This window comes from Streptomyces sp. 5-10, assembly GCF_014712245.1.
Taxonomy (GTDB): Bacteria; Actinomycetota; Actinomycetes; order Streptomycetales; family Streptomycetaceae; genus Streptomyces; species Streptomyces violaceusniger.
Window position 1 is genome coordinate 56,323 of the sequence record NZ_JACVYG010000007.1, and the last position, 18,255, is coordinate 74,577.

The 18,255-nt window shown below is 62.6% G+C and carries 45 protein-coding genes; all 45 read left to right on the forward strand.

What is annotated here, in order from left to right; all coding sequences use genetic code 11:
- Positions 1-35: 35 nt before the first annotated feature.
- The 45 genes from IEJ02_RS10840 (at position 36) to IEJ02_RS11055 (ending at position 18,200) form a co-directional block, all read left to right on the forward strand.
- Positions 36-386 carry a hypothetical protein gene (locus IEJ02_RS10840; RefSeq protein ID WP_191064571.1) on the forward strand — a complete coding sequence of 117 codons (351 nt, stop codon included), beginning with the start codon at positions 36-38 and terminating at the stop codon, positions 384-386.
- A 267-nt stretch (positions 387-653) separates the two neighbouring features.
- Complete coding sequence (locus IEJ02_RS10845; protein ID WP_191064572.1) at positions 654-827, forward strand: hypothetical protein; 174 nt, start codon at positions 654-656, stop codon at positions 825-827.
- Between the two features lie 119 nt (positions 828-946).
- On the forward strand, positions 947-1,507 hold the full coding sequence (locus IEJ02_RS10850; protein WP_191064573.1) for a hypothetical protein: 561 nt from the start codon (positions 947-949) through the stop codon (positions 1,505-1,507).
- 275 nt (positions 1,508-1,782) lie between these two features.
- Positions 1,783-2,007: a hypothetical protein gene (locus tag IEJ02_RS10855; protein WP_191064574.1), complete on the forward strand. Its 225-nt coding sequence runs from the start codon at positions 1,783-1,785 to the stop codon at positions 2,005-2,007.
- Entirely contained in the window at positions 2,004-2,375 is a 372-nt protein-coding gene (locus IEJ02_RS10860; protein ID WP_191064575.1) for a hypothetical protein, read from the forward strand. The genes IEJ02_RS10855 and IEJ02_RS10860 overlap by 4 nt, the downstream gene beginning before the upstream one ends.
- A 49-nt stretch (positions 2,376-2,424) precedes the next feature.
- The gene (locus IEJ02_RS10865; RefSeq protein WP_191064576.1) at positions 2,425-2,691 is read left to right on the forward strand and encodes a hypothetical protein; all 267 of its coding nucleotides are present in this window, start codon (positions 2,425-2,427) and stop codon (positions 2,689-2,691) included.
- Positions 2,692-2,704: 13 nt separating this feature from the next.
- A complete protein-coding gene (locus IEJ02_RS10870; RefSeq protein WP_191064577.1) occupies positions 2,705-3,241 on the forward strand; it encodes a hypothetical protein in 537 nt (178 codons plus the stop codon).
- 302 nt (positions 3,242-3,543) lie between these two features.
- Positions 3,544-3,840 carry a hypothetical protein gene (locus IEJ02_RS10875; RefSeq protein ID WP_191064578.1) on the forward strand — a complete coding sequence of 99 codons (297 nt, stop codon included), beginning with the start codon at positions 3,544-3,546 and terminating at the stop codon, positions 3,838-3,840.
- Positions 3,841-3,848: 8 nt separating this feature from the next.
- Positions 3,849-4,121, forward strand: coding sequence for a hypothetical protein (locus IEJ02_RS10880; RefSeq protein ID WP_223863689.1), 273 nt, complete (start codon positions 3,849-3,851; stop codon positions 4,119-4,121).
- Positions 4,122-4,148: 27 nt separating this feature from the next.
- Positions 4,149-4,379: a hypothetical protein gene (locus tag IEJ02_RS10885; protein WP_191064580.1), complete on the forward strand. Its 231-nt coding sequence runs from the start codon at positions 4,149-4,151 to the stop codon at positions 4,377-4,379.
- The gene (locus IEJ02_RS10890) at positions 4,376-4,600 is read left to right on the forward strand and encodes a hypothetical protein (RefSeq protein WP_191064581.1); all 225 of its coding nucleotides are present in this window, start codon (positions 4,376-4,378) and stop codon (positions 4,598-4,600) included. The genes IEJ02_RS10885 and IEJ02_RS10890 overlap by 4 nt, the downstream gene beginning before the upstream one ends.
- A gap of 21 nt (positions 4,601-4,621) precedes the next feature.
- Positions 4,622-4,960 (forward strand): hypothetical protein, encoded by a 339-nt coding sequence (locus IEJ02_RS10895; protein WP_191064582.1) that lies wholly within the window; start codon positions 4,622-4,624, stop codon positions 4,958-4,960.
- A gap of 79 nt (positions 4,961-5,039) precedes the next feature.
- Positions 5,040-5,489, forward strand: a complete 450-nt coding sequence (locus IEJ02_RS10900; protein ID WP_191064583.1) for a hypothetical protein — start codon at positions 5,040-5,042, stop codon at positions 5,487-5,489.
- 96 nt (positions 5,490-5,585) lie between these two features.
- Positions 5,586-5,717: a hypothetical protein gene (locus tag IEJ02_RS49830; protein ID WP_263407933.1), complete on the forward strand. Its 132-nt coding sequence runs from the start codon at positions 5,586-5,588 to the stop codon at positions 5,715-5,717.
- 89 nt (positions 5,718-5,806) lie between these two features.
- A complete protein-coding gene (locus IEJ02_RS10905) occupies positions 5,807-6,019 on the forward strand; it encodes a hypothetical protein (RefSeq protein WP_191064584.1) in 213 nt (70 codons plus the stop codon).
- Between the two features lie 18 nt (positions 6,020-6,037).
- Positions 6,038-6,244, forward strand: a complete 207-nt coding sequence (locus IEJ02_RS10910) for a hypothetical protein (protein WP_191064585.1) — start codon at positions 6,038-6,040, stop codon at positions 6,242-6,244.
- Between the two features lie 645 nt (positions 6,245-6,889).
- Entirely contained in the window at positions 6,890-7,183 is a 294-nt protein-coding gene (locus IEJ02_RS10915) for a hypothetical protein (RefSeq protein WP_191064586.1), read from the forward strand.
- A gap of 79 nt (positions 7,184-7,262) precedes the next feature.
- On the forward strand, positions 7,263-7,676 hold the full coding sequence (locus IEJ02_RS10920) for a hypothetical protein (RefSeq protein ID WP_191064587.1): 414 nt from the start codon (positions 7,263-7,265) through the stop codon (positions 7,674-7,676).
- Positions 7,676-8,083: a hypothetical protein gene (locus IEJ02_RS10925; protein ID WP_191064588.1), complete on the forward strand. Its 408-nt coding sequence runs from the start codon at positions 7,676-7,678 to the stop codon at positions 8,081-8,083. Before IEJ02_RS10920 ends, IEJ02_RS10925 begins: the two co-directional genes overlap by 1 nt.
- The gene (locus IEJ02_RS10930; RefSeq protein ID WP_191064589.1) at positions 8,080-8,454 is read left to right on the forward strand and encodes a hypothetical protein; all 375 of its coding nucleotides are present in this window, start codon (positions 8,080-8,082) and stop codon (positions 8,452-8,454) included. Before IEJ02_RS10925 ends, IEJ02_RS10930 begins: the two co-directional genes overlap by 4 nt.
- Positions 8,415-8,735, forward strand: coding sequence for a hypothetical protein (locus IEJ02_RS10935; protein WP_223863690.1), 321 nt, complete (start codon positions 8,415-8,417; stop codon positions 8,733-8,735). Before IEJ02_RS10930 ends, IEJ02_RS10935 begins: the two co-directional genes overlap by 40 nt.
- 101 nt (positions 8,736-8,836) lie before the next feature.
- Positions 8,837-9,175 carry a hypothetical protein gene (locus IEJ02_RS10940; RefSeq protein ID WP_191064591.1) on the forward strand — a complete coding sequence of 113 codons (339 nt, stop codon included), beginning with the start codon at positions 8,837-8,839 and terminating at the stop codon, positions 9,173-9,175.
- Between the two features lie 146 nt (positions 9,176-9,321).
- A complete protein-coding gene (locus IEJ02_RS10945) occupies positions 9,322-9,639 on the forward strand; it encodes a hypothetical protein (RefSeq protein ID WP_191064592.1) in 318 nt (105 codons plus the stop codon).
- 65 nt (positions 9,640-9,704) lie between these two features.
- Positions 9,705-10,025: a hypothetical protein gene (locus IEJ02_RS10950; RefSeq protein WP_191064593.1), complete on the forward strand. Its 321-nt coding sequence runs from the start codon at positions 9,705-9,707 to the stop codon at positions 10,023-10,025.
- Complete coding sequence (locus IEJ02_RS10955) at positions 10,022-10,459, forward strand: hypothetical protein (protein ID WP_191064594.1); 438 nt, start codon at positions 10,022-10,024, stop codon at positions 10,457-10,459. Before IEJ02_RS10950 ends, IEJ02_RS10955 begins: the two co-directional genes overlap by 4 nt.
- 40 nt (positions 10,460-10,499) lie before the next feature.
- On the forward strand, positions 10,500-10,790 hold the full coding sequence (locus IEJ02_RS10960; RefSeq protein WP_191064595.1) for a hypothetical protein: 291 nt from the start codon (positions 10,500-10,502) through the stop codon (positions 10,788-10,790).
- A 140-nt stretch (positions 10,791-10,930) separates the two neighbouring features.
- A complete protein-coding gene (locus IEJ02_RS10965) occupies positions 10,931-11,134 on the forward strand; it encodes a hypothetical protein (RefSeq protein ID WP_191064596.1) in 204 nt (67 codons plus the stop codon).
- Complete coding sequence (locus IEJ02_RS10970) at positions 11,127-11,435, forward strand: hypothetical protein (RefSeq protein WP_191064597.1); 309 nt, start codon at positions 11,127-11,129, stop codon at positions 11,433-11,435. Before IEJ02_RS10965 ends, IEJ02_RS10970 begins: the two co-directional genes overlap by 8 nt.
- Before the next feature lie 127 nt (positions 11,436-11,562).
- Positions 11,563-11,802 carry a hypothetical protein gene (locus tag IEJ02_RS10975; RefSeq protein WP_191064598.1) on the forward strand — a complete coding sequence of 80 codons (240 nt, stop codon included), beginning with the start codon at positions 11,563-11,565 and terminating at the stop codon, positions 11,800-11,802.
- Between the two features lie 29 nt (positions 11,803-11,831).
- Positions 11,832-12,029 (forward strand): hypothetical protein, encoded by a 198-nt coding sequence (locus IEJ02_RS10980; protein WP_191064599.1) that lies wholly within the window; start codon positions 11,832-11,834, stop codon positions 12,027-12,029.
- A 372-nt stretch (positions 12,030-12,401) separates the two neighbouring features.
- A complete protein-coding gene (locus IEJ02_RS10985; protein WP_191064600.1) occupies positions 12,402-12,548 on the forward strand; it encodes a hypothetical protein in 147 nt (48 codons plus the stop codon).
- A gap of 92 nt (positions 12,549-12,640) precedes the next feature.
- Positions 12,641-12,964 (forward strand): hypothetical protein, encoded by a 324-nt coding sequence (locus IEJ02_RS10990; RefSeq protein ID WP_191064601.1) that lies wholly within the window; start codon positions 12,641-12,643, stop codon positions 12,962-12,964.
- On the forward strand, positions 12,964-13,473 hold the full coding sequence (locus IEJ02_RS10995; RefSeq protein WP_191064602.1) for a hypothetical protein: 510 nt from the start codon (positions 12,964-12,966) through the stop codon (positions 13,471-13,473). The genes IEJ02_RS10990 and IEJ02_RS10995 overlap by 1 nt, the downstream gene beginning before the upstream one ends.
- Positions 13,474-13,599: 126 nt before the next feature.
- A complete protein-coding gene (locus tag IEJ02_RS11000) occupies positions 13,600-13,866 on the forward strand; it encodes a hypothetical protein (protein WP_191064603.1) in 267 nt (88 codons plus the stop codon).
- Positions 13,867-13,875: 9 nt separating this feature from the next.
- Positions 13,876-14,139, forward strand: coding sequence for a hypothetical protein (locus tag IEJ02_RS11005; protein ID WP_191064604.1), 264 nt, complete (start codon positions 13,876-13,878; stop codon positions 14,137-14,139).
- A 295-nt stretch (positions 14,140-14,434) separates the two neighbouring features.
- Positions 14,435-14,638 (forward strand): hypothetical protein, encoded by a 204-nt coding sequence (locus IEJ02_RS11010; RefSeq protein WP_191064605.1) that lies wholly within the window; start codon positions 14,435-14,437, stop codon positions 14,636-14,638.
- 19 nt (positions 14,639-14,657) lie between these two features.
- Positions 14,658-14,999: a hypothetical protein gene (locus IEJ02_RS11015; protein WP_191064606.1), complete on the forward strand. Its 342-nt coding sequence runs from the start codon at positions 14,658-14,660 to the stop codon at positions 14,997-14,999.
- A gap of 30 nt (positions 15,000-15,029) precedes the next feature.
- Complete coding sequence (locus tag IEJ02_RS11020; RefSeq protein ID WP_191064607.1) at positions 15,030-15,266, forward strand: hypothetical protein; 237 nt, start codon at positions 15,030-15,032, stop codon at positions 15,264-15,266.
- 29 nt (positions 15,267-15,295) lie between these two features.
- Positions 15,296-15,694 carry a hypothetical protein gene (locus tag IEJ02_RS11025; protein WP_191064608.1) on the forward strand — a complete coding sequence of 133 codons (399 nt, stop codon included), beginning with the start codon at positions 15,296-15,298 and terminating at the stop codon, positions 15,692-15,694.
- Positions 15,695-15,806: 112 nt separating this feature from the next.
- Positions 15,807-16,130 carry a hypothetical protein gene (locus IEJ02_RS11030; protein ID WP_191064609.1) on the forward strand — a complete coding sequence of 108 codons (324 nt, stop codon included), beginning with the start codon at positions 15,807-15,809 and terminating at the stop codon, positions 16,128-16,130.
- Between the two features lie 47 nt (positions 16,131-16,177).
- The gene (locus IEJ02_RS11035; RefSeq protein WP_191064610.1) at positions 16,178-16,585 is read left to right on the forward strand and encodes a hypothetical protein; all 408 of its coding nucleotides are present in this window, start codon (positions 16,178-16,180) and stop codon (positions 16,583-16,585) included.
- A gap of 102 nt (positions 16,586-16,687) precedes the next feature.
- Positions 16,688-17,053 (forward strand): hypothetical protein, encoded by a 366-nt coding sequence (locus IEJ02_RS11040; protein ID WP_191064611.1) that lies wholly within the window; start codon positions 16,688-16,690, stop codon positions 17,051-17,053.
- A 52-nt stretch (positions 17,054-17,105) separates the two neighbouring features.
- Positions 17,106-17,348 (forward strand): hypothetical protein, encoded by a 243-nt coding sequence (locus IEJ02_RS11045; protein ID WP_191064612.1) that lies wholly within the window; start codon positions 17,106-17,108, stop codon positions 17,346-17,348.
- A gap of 69 nt (positions 17,349-17,417) precedes the next feature.
- A complete protein-coding gene (locus IEJ02_RS11050; RefSeq protein ID WP_191064613.1) occupies positions 17,418-17,774 on the forward strand; it encodes a hypothetical protein in 357 nt (118 codons plus the stop codon).
- An 87-nt stretch (positions 17,775-17,861) separates the two neighbouring features.
- A complete protein-coding gene (locus tag IEJ02_RS11055) occupies positions 17,862-18,200 on the forward strand; it encodes a hypothetical protein (protein ID WP_191064614.1) in 339 nt (112 codons plus the stop codon).
- Positions 18,201-18,255 lie beyond the last annotated feature (55 nt).

Sequence of the window (18,255 nt, forward strand, 5' to 3'; positions counted from 1 at the left end):
GGAAACGCGCGGAAATGGAGAGGTGAGGGGAAATAGTGAGCCTTGAGATGGCGCGAGGGCAAGTGGAGCTGGGCGCCCGACTCCTGGATATCCTCCGGGAGGTTCCGAAGGACTGGTATCACCGAATCCCAGGGGATCGAGTGGAAAGCCCAGAGGATGTGATCACCTTTCTCGCGCCGCACCTATTCGGCGGGATGTATTCGGATGTATCACACATCCTGGATCTGCTCATGCTGACGGACATGGAGGACCGGGGGCAGCACGGATTCGCCAGAACCCTGGACGAGGATCCGGCGTACGCCGCCACGGACGAAGAGCTGGCTCATGCGTGGCGTGAGGAAATCGACCGGCTCCAGAAAAGCTCGCAGGAAAGGGGAGGGCGTTGAACGCAGCGCACAACGATGACACGTGGGGGACGATCCACGGGGAGCCCGATCACCGGCCGACATCTTTCACCGGCCCCGGGGCTCCGGAGGGTGATCCACTCGCCTGGCACTGGGACGGGAAGAAGTGGATCGAGAAGGAGTGGAGCGAAGACTTGGGCCGATGGGTCATTCCGGCTCAGTAAGGAGGTGGGCGCCACCGAGGGGGGCAAGTTCCATCCGCTCGACTGGTGAGGGAGTCACCCGAAGAAAGAAGGGGAGAAAGGCGAAATGACGGTCGCGGAAGCCATCAGGATGCTTACTGCTGTCCCTCCGGAGCTTCAGGACATGGAGCTGATCCTGTTCGGCCCGAGGGGCGAGAAGTCGCTCATCCGAACCGATATCTCTCAGCTCGATATCCAGGGAGGCAGGATTCAGGTGTATGTGGCTCCCCAGAGCAGCTGACCGCTGCAATACGCAGCAAAGAATGAACAAATAGCCGGTGGCAGCACAATGACCCGCATCCCACTCTCGGATGCGGGTCATTGTGCTGCCACCGGGCAGCGCGGAAAGGGAGAAGAGTCATGAAGAAGACGATCAAGCTGATGTTCGCCGGGGTCCTGGCGGGTCTCGCGGCGCTGTTCGCGCCGAACAGCGCGGGAGCCGCCGAGAAGGACGTGTGTCTGACGGCGGAAGGTCCGAACACCTACCGGCTGTGCGTGGCCCTGAAGGCCCAGCCCGCGTACGAGTGGACGAATCCGTCCGGCTCCAAGACGGGTGTGCCGAACGGCGTGACCCTGATCAAGGAGCTGCGCCGGGAGGGGCAGACGCCGAACCGGAACGCGGCAGGCTTCCGGGGGTCGGCGCAGGTGCTGACGGAGGAGTACTTCGACCACAAGGGCGGGGACCGCCCCCAGGACGACGGCGGATGCCTGAAGGCGGTCAACTCCGAGACGTACGTACTGTGCAGGGCGCTGTGGGAGCAGCCGTCGTACGACCGGGAGGACGGGCTGAGCAACCCGGAGGGCAGCGAGATCGTCGCAGAGCTGGCCGAGGAGGGGGTCACTCCGTCGCGCAACGCGGGTGAGTTCCGTCGTGAGTCTCGCACGGAAACCGGTGAGTTTTTCGTGCGGTTCCGGCGCTGAGAAACAAGTCGGGCGAGTAAGGTTACTTGCCTAGGCTAAGGGGAGGGAAATCTCATGGGGTACAACTATCCGAATCCGTGTCCACAGTGCGGTGCCCCGCAGGGGGGTGCCCACCGGGACGACTGTCCGAACGGGCAGTGATTCGGTTAACCCGGCAGTGTCTTGCCTAGGCTTGTCGGGTAGAGTGTGGCGCGTGCAGAGCTGCCCAGGGAACGAGGGGGTAGCGTTTCGGGTTCGACTCCTGCTGCGCGCACTTCCAGGAAAGGGGAAGGGCGATGTACAAGATCGAGTCGGATGATTTCGACTATCCGCACTGGGTGAACTCCCGGGAGGAAGTTCGCGGCCTGATCACCGGGGTCCTGATCGGCCGTGGGTACGGGCTGGAGACGTCAACCCGGTGGACCGAGGCGGCCATGACCGAACTCCGGGAAGGGGGGATCGCCACCGAGGCGGCTCCGGGGTCCATGCGGATCGAACAGGTGGAAGGAGAAGTCGCGTGAGTGACTTCAGTCAGATCGAGATCTACTCGGATGGCAGCACTCACACGCTGTATGAGTTCTGCGGATTCGACGACTGTCGACGGAAGATCCTGGAGGCGCTGGGTCTCACCGGAAAGCTGTTCAGCAGGGATGTGTTCTGGACGGCCACCCCGGACACCAATGTCCGCCTGACCGTGTCTTCACTGGACGACTCCGACAGGTGCGTCTGGTGCTACGGGTGCGGCGATTTCCTGCGGCACGCGAACGCATCCCCGGAGCCGGGAGGCGGCTTCTTCGGGTGCGAATGCGAGGATTCCGAAGAGGATCGGGAGCCGCTGGAGCCCATGGTCGAGGTGAACGGTCGACTGGAGTTGCGTCCTTTCCGGTGAAGCGCGGTGCGCTGAATCGCATGGGATCGATCGGATGGGAGGAAAGGTCATGGAAAAGCTGAATCCGGAGGCTCTGGCGGAAAGCGCGGCCGCCGAAGACAGCCCCCGGGACGGGGTTCAGGAGGTGGATGCCGCGATGATCCTGGCCTATGTGCTGGATCGGAACGAGCTTCCCCCGGAGTCCGCGCGGCCGTTCGCGGATTGGATCCACGAGGTTTGGACCGAATTCGTCAATCCGGAGGAAAGTGTGACGAACCGTGAGGTCATCGAGGGCGCGCTGGAGCATTGGTGCGGCGGCCGAGTCTTCCCCCCGTAAGGAGGAGAAAGTCATGCAGAAGACAGCTCATTGGGTTCTCGATGGTCCGATCATGGAGGACGCCGGAGATGTCGGCGGCGACATTCAGGTGGGACCCGCGTACTCGGCGCGATTCCGGAGCGATGACTGCCCGGAATCGCGGTTCGAAGTCACCGTGTACGCCACGGCGAAACCGTATATAGAACTGGGCGAGACGGATCCACAGTGTCCGCACGATCCGGTCATTCTGGAGCGATACGGCGACGGTGTCGCTCGGTACGCCCCCATGCCCGAGGAGCATCTGGCCTGTTCGTTCAAGCCGGGAACGGTGGACGTGCAAGAGCAGACGACCTACCGGATGAACGGTCATATGGTCGACGGCACCTACGAGTCCGACAACCATGATCCGATCTTCTATCAGTGGGTCGGGAGTGACGTCGGCTATCGGGCGGAGGGGCTGCCCGAAGAGATCCGGCTGGCTACTCAGGATGCCAAGCGCCACATCAAAGACTGGGTGGCCAACGTCAACACGTATCTGTACTGGGACGGCCGCTCGGAGCCGAAGGGCTGATGGTCGGTGGTCCGGCGAAGTTCGGTTGAGCCCCGCTCGGCGGGGCTTTTCCGTGCAGCACCGGAAGGAGAAGTGATGAGTGACCGGGTAATTTCGGAGAGCGGGTACGAACGGCGGGTGGACGGTCGACTGGTTTGCGTAACTCGGCTCATCTGGCGGAGTGGCGGACACAGTTATGACGTCTCGCTCCTTGATGGCACGCAGGAGGTTCTGCTGACGCCGGAAGGGTCGTTCGACAACGACCCCACCGATGACCAGATCCGGATTCTCCTGGAGTCAGAGAATCTACCGAAGGGGAGGGCGTGAAGTTCATAACGAAGACCGTTCGTGAGGTGGAGGCTCACGAGGTGGACTTTGCCGTCGCGGGGTATTTCGGCGTTCCGTACTCCGTGGTTGTGGCGCTCGGAGCCAGTAACAACACACAGCACGCGGTCACGGTGGAGGCCGAAGAACTGGACGACTGGGACCAGGGCAAGTTGGAGATGTGGCAGAACGGAGGGCGTGAGGGCCACAGCCCCCAGCCACGTGTCGTTCTGTCCGTCATGGCACGAGCCGGTGTTATTCCGGCTGGCGAGTACCTGATCGATATCTGCTGGTAGGAAAGGGGATGCAGGTGAACGAGGAAATCAAGTCGACGGCAGGGGAGAAGTCTCCGCCGGAGACGTTCTGCGGCAACCCTGTCGTCAAGTACACCCCGATCCCTCAGTCTCCAGGCGAAGCGCCCCACCTGGGAGTCATCATGAGCCGGACGGACGAGGGCCTGTACAACGTTCACAACATCAAGTCCGAAACACTCGATTCAGGGTGGCTCGGATTCTGGGGTCACTACGACCTGAGCCTGGAGACGGCCGAGAAGGTTTTCCAGGGCAAGCTCAGCTAGAAATTCCAACAGGAAGAGGAGATGGGCATGGACGTGGAGTACAAGTTGCCATCGGGAACGCTCCGGGTGATTGTCCCCGGCGGCGTGGTGGACATCAACACCTCGCTTCGCGACAGGGACGGGAATCCGGTGGTCCGGGTGGACGTGGTGCCGGATACTCCCCGGTTCGGGCCGGACAAGGAGGGGCGTTCATGGGAGCCGGTGAACGGGGAGGCCGGTGTGGTCCGTCTCGTGGGCAAGAAGCCGGACGGCGAGTGACCGGACCGGTCATCGGAAAACTGGACGCCTGCGGCAGGCGGCGGTCGATCACCAACCTGTACCGGGCGCGCGGCAGCGACGAACTGTACTTCTTCGATCCGAATGCGACGCCATGGGAGGTGCGGTGCGGTGACGCCCCGGTCCTTTCGCTGCCGCTGGATCGCGAAGAGGCAACCGCACTTCGGGATGCCCTGTCGGCGGAGCTGGATAACTGGAAGTAAAAGGAAAGGGGAAGCGCAACTATGCTCGGTTTCTGGTACGAGGACGGGACGAAGGTCACCGTCGATGTGCTGCGCCGGACGGAGTTCGTGACCGGCAAGGCCAAGATGCAGTACGCCTCCCGTGGCGTGGTCGAACTGGCCGACGGGACGGTGCGCATCTTTGGGGTCCGGCATAAGCCGGATAGGCACGGCCACTACCACACAGTGGGCGAAGCGGGTGAGTGGCAGGACTACGAGTCGACCGTGGCCGGACTCCGGAGGTTCGAGGAGCAGTGGATCACCGAGGAGCTTCCCGAGTACGTGCGGGACACAAGCGTCCTGCCCGTGCAGATCCGGGAAGAGCCGCGTAAGTCGGCGTGATGGCGCCCTAGGACAGCCGGACTTTCCGGCTGCCCGGGAGTGCTCTCAGGCTCTGAGGGACGGAAAAAGGGGAGACGGGATGAGGAAGTACATTCTGATCAAGCGGGATGGCCGTGACAACAGCACGATCGAAGCGGTCGGTGAAACGTACGCCAGCATTGTGGATGCGGCGGACGCGGCAGGGGATGACTTGATAGCGACTCACGGCCTTCCGTGGCAGCGGGCAAGCAAATACTCCACCGCCCTCCTCGCGGAAGGGGTCGGAGCCATTGCCTCCACCCCGGACAGCAGCCTGAACTACCGCATCCTGGAAGCGGATTTCACTTCCGACCGGAAGCCCATTCTCCCCGGACTCCGGGTTCTGAACAACGACTGGGATGAGGGAACGGTGGACCCGGCTCAATTCATGGACGGTGAGTCTGGTTACCCCGGCGGCGAGCACTTCGACAACTGGTACTACGTCCGACTGGACGGCGAAGACCGGCCGCGCAAGCGGTTCAACGGGGAACGCATGCGCTCGATTCGCTGACTGACGCGGTGAGGTTCGGGAGGGCATCCGGCTTCGGCTGGGTGCCCTCCGGTGTTGCACCGGGCAGGGAGGTGCAGCACCGGAAAGGAGAAGTCTGTGACGCAGCAGCAGCAACCCGAACCCGAGTATCCGGACGCGATCAGCGTGCCGGTTCCGGTGGACAACAAGCCGGAGGCCATCGGGGTCAAGCCGGATATCGCCCAGCAGTACGACGCCGACAAGAAGTAGGAGCGCTGAGGTTCAGATGGCAATGCGGGAGGGTGCGTCACACCCTCCCGCATTCTGTCGGATCACGGAGAGGCGAGAGAGGAAAGACTATGGACGATTACGCGGAAATGATCGCCCGCTGGGAGAAGCGTCTCCAGGGGATCGCCAACACGATGGACACACCGGAGTGGGATCAGGCGGTGTGGGACGCGGCCGTGGACGAGATGGGCGTGGAGAGTTCGAACCAGTTGTCTGTCTTGCGCACGGACAACTGGTTCGAGGAACCTCCAGTGAAGGTGACGGTCTTCCGGAACCACCACTGAATGAGGCAGGGAGGGGAAATGTCGAATCGTACGCGTACTGTCGAGCTGAACGAGGAGAAGATCGACCGGATCGCCGGGCAGGATTTCCTGTGGGATGCGCGCTCTTGCGACTTGGAGGGCGATGATTACGGGGTTCATACCTGGATGAAGATGGAGCTGCGCTACGAAGGGGAGCGCCTTGTCGCCGAGAGGGTTGTGGACTGCGACCGGAAGGGCGGGGCGTGAGCAATCCCATGGGCAGGAGCAATGGCGGGCGAGGGGCTGTCAGTCGGTGACGACGAAAGGTCCAGACTTACCCGCCCGCACTGCCGAGGAGTACCACACCTGGAAACCTTCGGCCCTCAAGGCGGCGCATGAACAGATCCGGGGATTCATCGACCACTGGGAGCCGGAAAATCCCCGGGTTTGCGAGAAAGCGTATGTCCACCTCTGGGAAATAGAGACCATCCTGAAAGGAAAGGAGGGGCGTGACAGAGGAAAGGGTGGACGCAGTACTGAGTCCCTACCCGCACTCTGACACCCTCTACAGAGAGAGGAGGTGGAAGTCAGAGAAGCGCCGCCTCGGCCGGTGACCCGGATGCACGCCGAGAAGGGGTGATGGCGCACGGGATGGTGTGGCTTGCGGGCCGCGCCTTTCCGTGCACTCTCAGCCAGAAAGTCACGGAAAGGGGAGAGAAAGGCATGGGAAGTTCGAAAACCGTCCGGGCGTGGGAGCTGAAGATGACGGAAGGATGGGACGGCTACGACGGGAACTGACAGCTTATTTCTGAACCCCTGAACCCCGAGTCGACATGAAAGCTGTTGATCACAATGGGAAATACTTCAAGGCCCGGCACCGTCCCCGTCCGTGAAATCGACCACGATGCATTCGTGGTGGACGGAGAACGGTACTGCATCCGGGAACTGCACTGGAGCGGCATCGACGGCCGCTCTTACGACCTGGTGCGCTGCAACGGCAATGAGGTGCTGACAGAAGACGAGTCGTTCGACAACAGGCCCACCGACGCACAGATCGCTGTGGTGCTCGAAGAGCACGGCATCGACGCCGAGTTGGAGACGTGCAAGATGTGCCGGAAGGAGATCCTTCTGGCCACCGCACACCGACACGACAACGGATGGGTGGGCACCTGCTGCTGGGATGAGCGGTTGCGCATGACCGCCTGAACGGCAGGTGGTCGGCACCCAGGGCAAAGTCACTACTGAGGGGCCCGCAGGCAAGGAAGATAGCAAGGAGGGGAAGTTGATGTTCGTTCTGTCAGCCATCAGCCCGCCGGAAGGTGAGGCGAAGTACGGCAAGGCCAGGGTGTGCAGCCCCCGGGAGCGTAAGCCGCATGTGATCAGCCAAGTATCCGAGATCCTGCGGAAGCGCGACCCGCGCATGTCGGTCAAGGAGGCCGATCTCTACGGGTTGCAGATTGCACGTGCGGAGTTGGGTTTCGTTTCGGTCGTCGCATCCATGGGGCTGCGATTCCGTGTTGACGACATCAACAACAAGCCGCACCCGTGTCCGTGCTGTGACCGTCTGGTTGTGGTGACGGATCACGCGTACGCCTACAACGAGGACGCGCTCTGCCTCGGCTGCTCCACATGGAACCGCAACATTCCGGCGTGCCTGCCGGAGAACTCGGCGCACGCCACGAAGGAGGAGCGCGAGTGATGTTCGTTCTGTCGGTCGTCAAGCCGCCGGAGGGCGAAGCAAAGTACGGCAAGGCCGAGGTCTGCGAACCGGTCGCCGAGCGGGGGAAGCTGTTCACGCAGGTGTACTGGGCGCTGCGGGAGCGCAATGGATGGATGCACCCGGAGGTGGCCAACAAGCACGCCGAGGGGGTCTACCTCATCGACACAGGGAGCACTGTCACCTGCGAGGGCCTGACCTTCCGTATCGACAAGGCCGAGAACGCACCGCACGCGTGCCCGTGCTGCGGCCGTCTGGTCCTGCCGGATGACCACTCGTTCGCCGCCCCCAGGGACGCGGACTGCCTCGGGTGCTTCACCTGGGAGGTCGATGCCCCGGCGCATCTGCCCCAGAACTCGGCACACGCCGTGAAGAAGGAGAGCAAGTGACAGCCGAGGATGCAGTCCACTGGGCAACGGTCACCTGGTACGGAACCCATGACCTCGCCAACGAGCTTTTCGTGGAGGTGCTGTCCGGCAAGTCGGAGACCGGACTGTACCGGCTGTGCCACGCCTGGGCATATCACTACCTCGCTGACGAGGCCGAATACGAGGCGAAGTATATGGGGCAGGGAGCGCCTGACCGGCGGGAGAACGACCCCCGTAGGCGCGTCCCGATCAACACCGAGCACGAGATGACAGCGCGCCAGCGGGCCTGCTTCGAGGAAGCCCAGCAAGCGTTGGCCGCCGTAGGGAAGATCGACCCCGCCACGTGCCCGGAATGGCGCACGGTGAAGCCGGGCGCCCGCAGCGAGGGCTGATTTCCGCAAACGAAAACGATGGAAAGAAGGGCGAAAACGGTATGGAAATGCTGAGCAGTTCGGATCTCGAACCCGAGATCACGTATCACATGATGTACCGACTGGAGGGTGTAAAACACTGGTTCTCGGGTGGTGACTTGGATGGTTATCCGACGATCGAAGAGGCCAGGGCTGCGGGGGAGGGCCTGCCTCCGGCCGTGCAGTACAAGGGGACTCGGACGGTCTCCGTGGTCGAGGTCGGCTTCTACAAGCGGACCATCACGGTCGAGCCTGTGGAGTAGTTCGGGCGTTCTGTCTGACTGATGGCGTCCGGGAGGGCGCGGCTTTCCGGGTCGCGTTTTTCCGTGTCCTCTCGGATCGGAAACTACAGAAAGGGAAAACGGTGGACGTGATCGAATCGCCGGAAACGGCGCACTGCATGGACGTGACCGCGCGAAACGGTATCCCGTTCCGGGTGATGGCCGACTTCACGGACAAGGGCCTGGTGGAGGTGTACGACCTTCGCCACAAAGGTGACAGTCGATTCTGTGGACCCTATGGCCAGTTCACCGGGGCTCGGGCGTACGTGACCACTGTGCTCGGCGAGGACGCACACTGCTCCGGATCGGGCGCATGGGTTCTGGACGCCGGGATTGGGGACTGGGTCATCGATGTGGTCAGCATGAACGTGATCCGAGCCTGGCTGCAACTGAACCGGAACCGTGTGAAGGGCGCGGAGTAGCGAGCGTGCACCGAGAGGCCGGGTCGCCCCAATGGCCTGGCCGGACTGATGATGCATCACGTGCCTGATGGCGCACGGTTGGGCGTGGCTTACGAGCGGCGTCTTTCCGCGCGCTCTCAGCAAGAGGGTTACGGGAAAGGAAAGCAATGAAGTACACACTGGTGAAGCATCCGTTCCACACGGCTCAGGATGGTCACCATTACGAGCAGTGCGTGGCGGTCAAGCCCGTGGGTCCGCTGGGTCAGATGAAGGTCCGACGGGCGGGCGGTCTTTTGTTTGACTCCAGCGAACGCGCCGAAGCGGTCGCAACGGCGGAGAACTATGGGGCGCAGGACGAACGCAACAAGAGGGATGGCCTCGAATTGATGGTCTCGCTCGGGATCAACATGTTCGACGCCAAGGCGCCCGGCTCGTTCTCTTCGGTGACGATTGACGGATTGCCGGTTTACATTCCGGCGACCTGAAAGTTTGAACAACGGGTATCTGTTCAGGTTGCCGTAGGTACGAGAATACGGAAAGAGGGAAGAAATTGATCATCAACGAGAACGTGGACACGGCCGAGCTGGCCATGGCTGCTGCGGCAGCAGGCCCTGAGCCGGAGGGCTCGAAGCTGACCCGCGAGGAGCGACTGCACCTGATCGTGAAGATCGCCGACCTGCGGGAAGCGCTCCAGAGTGGAGACCTCGACCAGGAGACCCGGGCTCGCGAGGCGATCTCGGCCGCGCTGACGGAGCGGGGCCTGCGGTCGCATCACATCGCTGACACCTTCCGGGACCACCTGACCAAGGGCTCCCCGGTCACGCTGGCCAACGCGTTCGCAGTCCACCCGCGCATGCGGGAGGCGGCGTGACCGGGGAGCCCGACCGGCGGCATATCGAAGGTGTGATCTTTCCTGCCGGACAGAGCCTCGGAGTTCCCCCCGAGCACGCCGGGAACGCTGACGCCCGGGACGCCGCCGCCGCACTGCAAGCGGCTGGCCATGAACCGGCGCTGCTGTCCGGCGAGTTTGACGACGACGACACCGACACCGCCCGGGGCACCGGCTTCCGTGTTATCCCCCGCGTGGGCGGACGGGTCCTCGTGTACCACCTGATCGACGGCAGGGACGGCGGCGCGGTCTCCGGCCATAAGGAGGTTCTGCGCGCGTACCGCAAGAGTCTGCGGGTGGCCGGATGGGATTGCGACAGCCGGATCTTCCGGTGCGTACATGCGTGGCGTGTGTCGCCTCTCCCAGAGGGCGTTACGGCCATCCAGAACCGTGGAGGGAACAGGGTGAGTCCATGAAGCGGCTGGACCGGATCCGGGAGATCTTGGAGGAGGATGTATGAAGACCGAGCCTGATCTGTTCACCGTGGCGGTCAAGCTGTATGCACCACACGGCAGCGGCGAGGGATACGTGGACTTCAGGGAGGGGCATTTCGACATCGACCTGTCCGAGGAGTTCACGCGAGAGTCGTGCGCCGACCTCCTCGGTCGGTTCATCCGGCTCATGGCTCCGCATTTCAAGCGGGATGGGGTCATGGGCTATGAGGTGATCGCGGGCGCCCGGTTCCCCCCTCTGGAGTCCGAGTGGGTGTATGCGGATTCCAGTGGGCGGGAGCTGATCCAGAGTTGATCGATTTCACCTGGAGAATACCGGTGTGAGTTAGATCCTATCGGGTTTCCTGGGTATGTTCTGTGGGTTTTGAGGGCGCCTGGTGGATAGACTGGGCGCCCCGGCGGTTCGTCGGATTCAAAGGAGAAGGGGGTGGGGTGATGGCTGAGCACGTATCTGCTTGGTATCTCGGCGGCATGCAGGTGGTTGGCGGCAGGAAGAAGGCCGTCGGCATTCCGATCACTACGGGGCTGGAGGAAGTGAAGTGGATGAAACTTCCTCCGGAAGAGGCCCTGAAGATGGCCCGGGAAATCCTGGACAAGGTCGAACAGGCCGTGGGGGCGAAGGTGAAGGACCGTGGATGACATCTGGATGGCCGACGGAAATCCGCTGAAGTTCCAGGATGGGGACCGGGTAAAGATCAACCGGTCTCCGGAGTATCCGGGTCGGATCGACGGATGGGTTCGCGGCTACGAGCTCCTGCAAGAGGACGGCACTTCCCTCGAACCGACGTACGATATCTACCTTTCAGGGGACCCGCTGCTATGCGGGGTGAGGGAATCAGTGCTGGAGCTACAGCCTCCGCACATGCAGCAGGATCACGAGCACTCCGTGAATCGCAGTTTCTGCGGAATCTGCGGATGGGCACCTGGCCGCCGGAAGTGAGGGGCTGGAATCACGGCCCTTCCAGAAGGGGATCCGGACTGACGGTGCACGGTTGGGCACGGGGGTGACTCCGTGCTCTTCCGCGTATCTTCAGGGTGGAGATACGGAAGACAGGGGAGAGCTTTCAATGGCCACTGCTGAGTTGAGCATCACGGTGCGGGGCGACAAGGCGTGGGGGGCGATGTCGCCGGAGCAGCTTCTCCGGGAGGAGAAGCGTCACGAGGAGTTCATCAAGGGTGGCGGCCTTCCGGATGACCACGAGTCGCTGGTCCGCGCGGATCACCAGCTCCGTCTGATCCGCAAGGCCCTGAACGGCAAGAAGGTGGCGGCGAAGACCGACAGGCCGGTCACCGACAGCTCCAACTGAGCTTCGGATAGACATAGAAGGAGGCAAGTGTGGCCAAGTATCCTGACGTCACAGTCCAGCTCTCCTCCGATGACGGGAACGTGTACGCCGTCATCGGAGCGGTAGAGCGGGCGCTGAAGCGCGCCGGATACCGGGAGGACGCGATCAAGTTCCGGGCTGCGGCATTCGAGGCGGAATCGTACGAGGACGTCATCAGCCTGGCGGAGGAGACCGTGCAGGTGACCTGACGGGCGTCCATCGCTTGACGGGTATGTGGCGGTAGGTCAGTTCTGGCCTAGGCAAGACGGGATTCGGAAGAGAAATGGCGCTCCGGAAGGGAAAGCCCGGCAGGCCCGAGCCGAAACGCGTTGAGGTGTGCGACACCTGCAAGGGCAACGGGAAGCTGAGCAGCATGCAGAAGGGGCGACCGCATCAGAAGATATGCGGCGACTGCAAGGGGAGTGGCTACAAGAAAGTGTATTGACAACAGAACAGGGCGGCTCCGGCCCGCCGGTAGGCGGGTGTGCGTCAGATTCAGACCTGACCGGAGCGCTGGGCTCATCCGGGAGCCCGTCACTAGGGAGACGAATCCCGGGAGTTTCCCAGGAAAGGGGAAGAAAATGATCACACTGAAGAGCCTCATCCAGCCGCTCGACGCGGACAGCACGCCCCCGCCGCCGCTGGCGAAGCGGGAGCCAGGCAAGGCCGCCGCTGGCGGCAAGCGTCCCGACATCGTGCTCCCCGACACCAAGGGGCGGCGTTCCTGACCCGAGCGAGGGTTCGGGCGTGCACCGGGGTTTCCCCTCGGTGCACGCCCGTGCTGCCCACTCGGGGCAGACAGAAGGAGGAGAAGACGTAAGTGATTCCGACATTCCAGATGGCGGCCGAAGAGTCCGAGCGCTTGAACTACGTGCTCTCCGCACTGACCCCCCCACAGCGCAGGGCTCTGATCCGGGCGCTGGACGCCGAGGGTGACGACAAGTTCGAGGGAGCCAACGAACACACAGTGAAGGCGCTCAAGGAACGTGGGCTGGCCGTCGATGCTGGCCGGAACCGGGTGCTCACGCCTGACGGCACGACAGTAGCCCGCCACTTGTCCGACCTGCGGGAGAAGATGCCGACACTGCGTGAGCTGGAAAGCCCGGCGTTCCTGGAGCCGGTCACCCCCGAAGGAGCAATGTGATGACACGTACCGAGGACGTCGACTGGCCTTTCGGGAACGACGCCGACCAGGATGACCCGCTGACCAAGCTGCGAATCGCTGTGACCGGCAGGCACCCGAGGTGGTGTTACCTTGTGGCCTTCGATCGCGGCAGCGAAGCCCGCCCCACCGATGCCGAGGCCGCGATGCTCGCCTCTTACCTCATCGAGTACAAGTATCACTGGTACAACGACAGTTACTTGCGGAAACTCCATCGGCGTCCCCTCGATGTAGATGGAGGAGCCAACGGCGTCATCTTCCGAAAGTACGGGGTGGACGACTGGGGGTACCGCCGCCAGTCCTGGACGCATGGACCCATGTACGTCCCGCAGTCACCCAAGGTCAGGGGAGTGGGTCTCGGTCGGGTGGGGCTTGGTCCGCTCACACTCGCCCAGGTCATGGATCACACACATCAGAACGTTGACGAGGTCAGCCCTCGCTGGCTGGAGTGGAAGGCCGCACACCCCGAGGTGTTCCCCCCGGAGGGCTAGCCACCGCCTCCGGTGCATCTGGGCTGCGAGAGTGCAGCCGGGAACGATCGAGCTTTCACTGACCCTGTTCCGACAATGGGCCGGACACAGCTGAGATTTCGACCAGCACGATCCGAGGAGGAAGCAATGGCGAAGATCGACTACAGCGTCATCGGCCTGGACGACAAGGGTCGGTACGTCACCGACCCGATATGCGCCGACCTGGACATCCGGGCTGACGGGTACCCCACCGTGGAGGCGGCCGTGAAGGAGGGGGCTCCCGGCTTGTTCGGCCAGTCACCCAAGGTGGTCCGGGTCCTGGTGCGCGAGAGCGTCCAGGAGCTCAGCGGCGGCTCATGGCGGGCTGGCCGCGTTGTCCAGTCCATCGACCGTACCGCGCCCGAGCAGGACTGAGGGGGAATCATGGGGGCGCTCGAAGATTTCCCTCTGCCGTCGACCGCACAGCATGACGAGCACGGGAATCACATACCGCCGTACATCATCGAGTGGCGTATGGCCGCCGATCCGACCTCGTACGCTTACGACCCGAATCGGGTGGCACGTGGGCGCGAGGTGGAGCGGAATGATCGGCAACAGCGCCGGTTCCGTGAGCACCTGGAGGAGCACGAGAGGCGAGGCGAACCGGCGGAAGTCGTAGAAGAATTTCCGGCTTCCAGTGAGGAATGATCTCGAAGGAGGGGACTGTGGGTGATTTCAGGTACGGCAGGAGCATTCGGTGTCGATATGACTGGTACTGCCAGACGCCTGGCATCCGGTGGGCGACTGACCCCATTCAGGGGTGGGAGCTGTACAAGACAGCCGAAGGGCATGGCCCGGCGACATGGTTCCTGATGGGCCATGGAGTCGAGGAGGATCTGGGCACGAATCGCCTCAAGGAGGCGATGAATCTTGCCCTCAAGGAGATCGACAATCACAAGTCGGGCAGTTCTTTCTGCGAGAACTGCAAGTAGGGAGAGTGATCATGTATTTCTACGCACAGTACTGGTCCGAGAGGACCGGTACGTGGTACGTCGAGGGCGATCAATACCGCTCGATCGATGAGGCGGCGAAGCAGCTCGGGAGGATGCGCGACGAGCGTCCGGGTGAGCCTGCGGATCACTTCCGGATCGCGGTGTATCTGACGCCGCTTACGTCGGACAACGCGGCGCTGCGCGTGGCGCGTTGATCAAAGAAATGAGGAAGTGGTGAGTGGTTTTCGCATCGATCACGCAAAAGGCGTCCTTCGGCTTCCGGCCCTGAAAGCCTCCCGTGAGGACGTCCCGGGCGAACCCATCTTTGTGTACGTGCACACGGATGGAGAAACCGTAGGAGTGGCGACCCTGGAGGTCATGATGAGGGTCGCCGATGACCTGCGCACGGGCGATCTCGATGGACCAGGGTACCGGGAGCTATATGCATTCCTCCCGGGTTACAACGGCCTGATTCGCTGCGAACTCAGCCTGGCTGGATCGGATAAGCATCCGAAAATGATCGTCGTGGCGGACGAGGTCCCCCAGGATTCCGGGTTCGTCCCTGGCATGCTCTGAACCGAAGATCTGTAGGAAAGGAAGAGGCTGATGGCATTTCCGGGATATGCGGTATGGACCCGCAACGAGTCGCCGGAGTGGCTGGAGAAGAACGCCGGGTGCACCGATATGCTGCTGGTGACCGACCTGGAGAAGCAGCAGGCCGAGAGTCTGGTGGAGCGGCTTCACGAGGTTTACGGGGACCTGAATGCAACGGTGTTCCCCGGCGCCGAGTCACCCGAACCGGGATCGGTGGGACTGGTGTTCCCCGACGGCATCAAGCGGTAACGGAGCAAGGGAAGGAGGGAAGACCAACAGTGAACGCCGAGCGCATTACGCGAGACGCGGACGCGGACATATTGTTTCTTCGTGTCACAAGCGATGCCGTCGAGGTCTGTGATCTGAGCTGGTTCCGTGATTACTGGTCGCGTGAGGCGAGCTACAGCCGGTGGCGTCAGCGGGAATCCGGAAGTCTCTACCTTCTGGAGAAGGGGTCGCAGTATCCGGCGTTGTTCACCGTCAACAACGGAAAGCGGCTCGGCTACTTCACGATCGTGGACGGTCGCAGGTTTGCGCGCTGCGCATCCGAAATCGTCGCTGCCGCAGACCCGGACGAGGTGCCGCTGAGGCATCCGTTCCAGTACTGGGAGCACGACCCGACCGAGGGTGAACCCCCTGTCGAGGACGTCGAAGCCTTGGCGTTTCCTGCGGACTGAAAAAGGAAAGCTGCGGGAGCGGGAAGAAGTCTGATGGCGAACGGTGGGGCGCGGAGCCGTATCCGCGCCCTTGCCGCCTGCTTTCAGGCGCAGGAAGAGGAAAGGGAAGACGATGGCATTTCACGACACGAAGATCGATCACTTCGTTGTGCACTACACGATCGTCAATCCGGGACATGACGACTTGTACGGAGCGGGCCAGTTGTACGTCAGCATCGAGTCGGCGCTCGCTCGGTGCCGCGAAAGGCTCAAGGAGGGGTGCAAGGCGTTCATCACGGCCCGCAATGAGGACGACGAGATCCTTGAGGTCATCGCCGTCGCCCCGTACCCGGTAGCCGGTTCGATATGCCCGTACAGCACCGGGGGCGGCACGCGCGACGACCGCACGGTTCCGGCGGTCGGCCGGTTCCTCGACGACATGGACTGGACAGTCTGAGGCGAACGGCTTTCCAGGCCGCAGCAAACCAGGAAAGAGGATTCGGGATGCATGAGGAACAGTTCAACGAGATCAAGATCCCCTTGAAGTCGGTTCCGAAGATCCGGGCGGACGACTTCATCGGAGCCGACCGCACACTGTTGTACGGATACACCTGCAACCGGAACACCTGGCACGTTTACCTCCAGGCCGGGGAAATCCATCTGCTGGTGTACGAAGATGTCAACAAGCGGATCATCTGGCATCAGCAGCATGAGATCTGGGACTCCCAGAGCCTGGTGCCGGATAAGCGGGTGTACCCGGAGAGCACGGATTTCCAGTTCGCCAGGATGTTGCAGCATCAGCATGTCGATGTCCAGTACCTGCCTTTCGACCAGGGGAGGCACGACAGGGTCCGTGGCTTGCTGTTTCACGGCTTGTGCGTCAACGGGGACGGAGGTCTGATCCGGGTCTAGTTCCGAGCGGATTGCTCGGATTCGACATCACCAGCATTACCAAAGAGGCGGCTTCGCCCGAGGCACCTCGGGCGTGAGCACCCCGGGAAGGGAAGACCGACCATGAGTGACCCGCACGCCGAATACAAGATCCAGAAGGGCCCACTGGCAGGCCAGTACCGGCAGACCATTGAGACCCTGTACCGGAACGTAGCCCTGGCCGCCCACGACAGCACACCGGGGGCGCCAGTCAACGACTACGAGAACGGCGACCCGCGCAAGCCCTTCACACGGCCCCTGACGGAGAGCGAGGCCGCCGATTCCCGCGAAGGATTCGGGAAGCTGTGCAAGCAGCTCGAAGCCCGGGAGCCGGAGGTTTACGCGGCCTGGCGAGAGCGCTACCTGGACTGGAAGTCCGGCGACCTGTCCGAGCGGCTGATCCGGCCGGACGAAGTGGCGAGCGGCTTGAAGGGTCAGACTGAGACCTGACCTGGGTCTGATCCTGCGCAGTTTCAGCGACCGAAGGAAACACGGAAAGGACATGATCCGCATGGAAATCACAGCCGAAATGAAGGAAGCGCTCTCGACTTTGCGCGTCGCGGCCCGGAGTCACAGTCAGGCGATGAGCGTGCGCGAGGCGATCGATACGCTCGACAACTCGGGAATCTTCGCGCCGATCGACGAGGAGACCGGCTACGACGTGGTCTCCCGCAAGTGGACGACGGGAAAGGAAGGGGTCGTCCACTATGTCGACCGGCCAGACGACTTCAACCATTTCGCCTGAGTGGCCGACGGAGGAGCTACGGGAAGGCGGCGCGGAGAACATTCGCGCTCACCTGGCATAGGGGGAGCGGTGACCGAGCATGTCTACGAGTGTCCGACTGAGCCGAACAAGGGTCTGATCGCCACGATCATCAGCGAGCCCAGCAGGTTCACCCAGCCGAACAACAGTATCTGGTGCTGGAGTTGCAGATCCTGGGAACCCGTTCCGGATGCCTGGTACGAGCGGGAGGAGATGCTTCGCACCGAGGTCAAGGAGGAGTGGGAGTACATCCGTCGCAACGACAAGTCGGTCTTCCAGTCTGCCCCGCTGACCGGACGGATCGCCGAGTACTGCTGGCATCGAGGATGGAAAGCTCCGGACCCAAAGGACCGGTACGACATGTTCCAGTTCATCCGGAACATGGAAGAGAGGAAGCCGGTTCGCTGAACCGAATCTGAGGTTTCACGTTGGGGTCCCGTCCGCGTGGGACGGGACCCTTTCGCGTGCCCTCAGAGGCACGAGGAAAGGAGAGCTATGTTCACCAGTGAGCAGATCCAGAAGGTAGCAGAGGCTGCCGGGGTTGCGGATGACGAGTACTTCATCCGCAACCGGCCGGGCGAGGTGGTGGCGCAGGCGGCAAGCCTGGGCGTCATCAACGAGGGCCTGAATCTGTGGGTCTCCGGCAAGGAGTTCCTGGTGACGCTGGACGTGAACGGCGTGCGTCTGGCGTCGGACGCCCTGGATATCCAGTTCCTCGACTGGGCTGGATTCATGGGCGTAAAGGCAGTGCGCGGCGTACTGACGGTGGTGGAACGGGAGGGTCGCGCCCTCCAGGACCGCCTGGACGCCCGATTCACCGCAACTCCGTTCTAAGGCGCTGAGAGCGCTCCGTCCGGCCGGGGTGGACTTCAACCTCCACCCCGGCCGG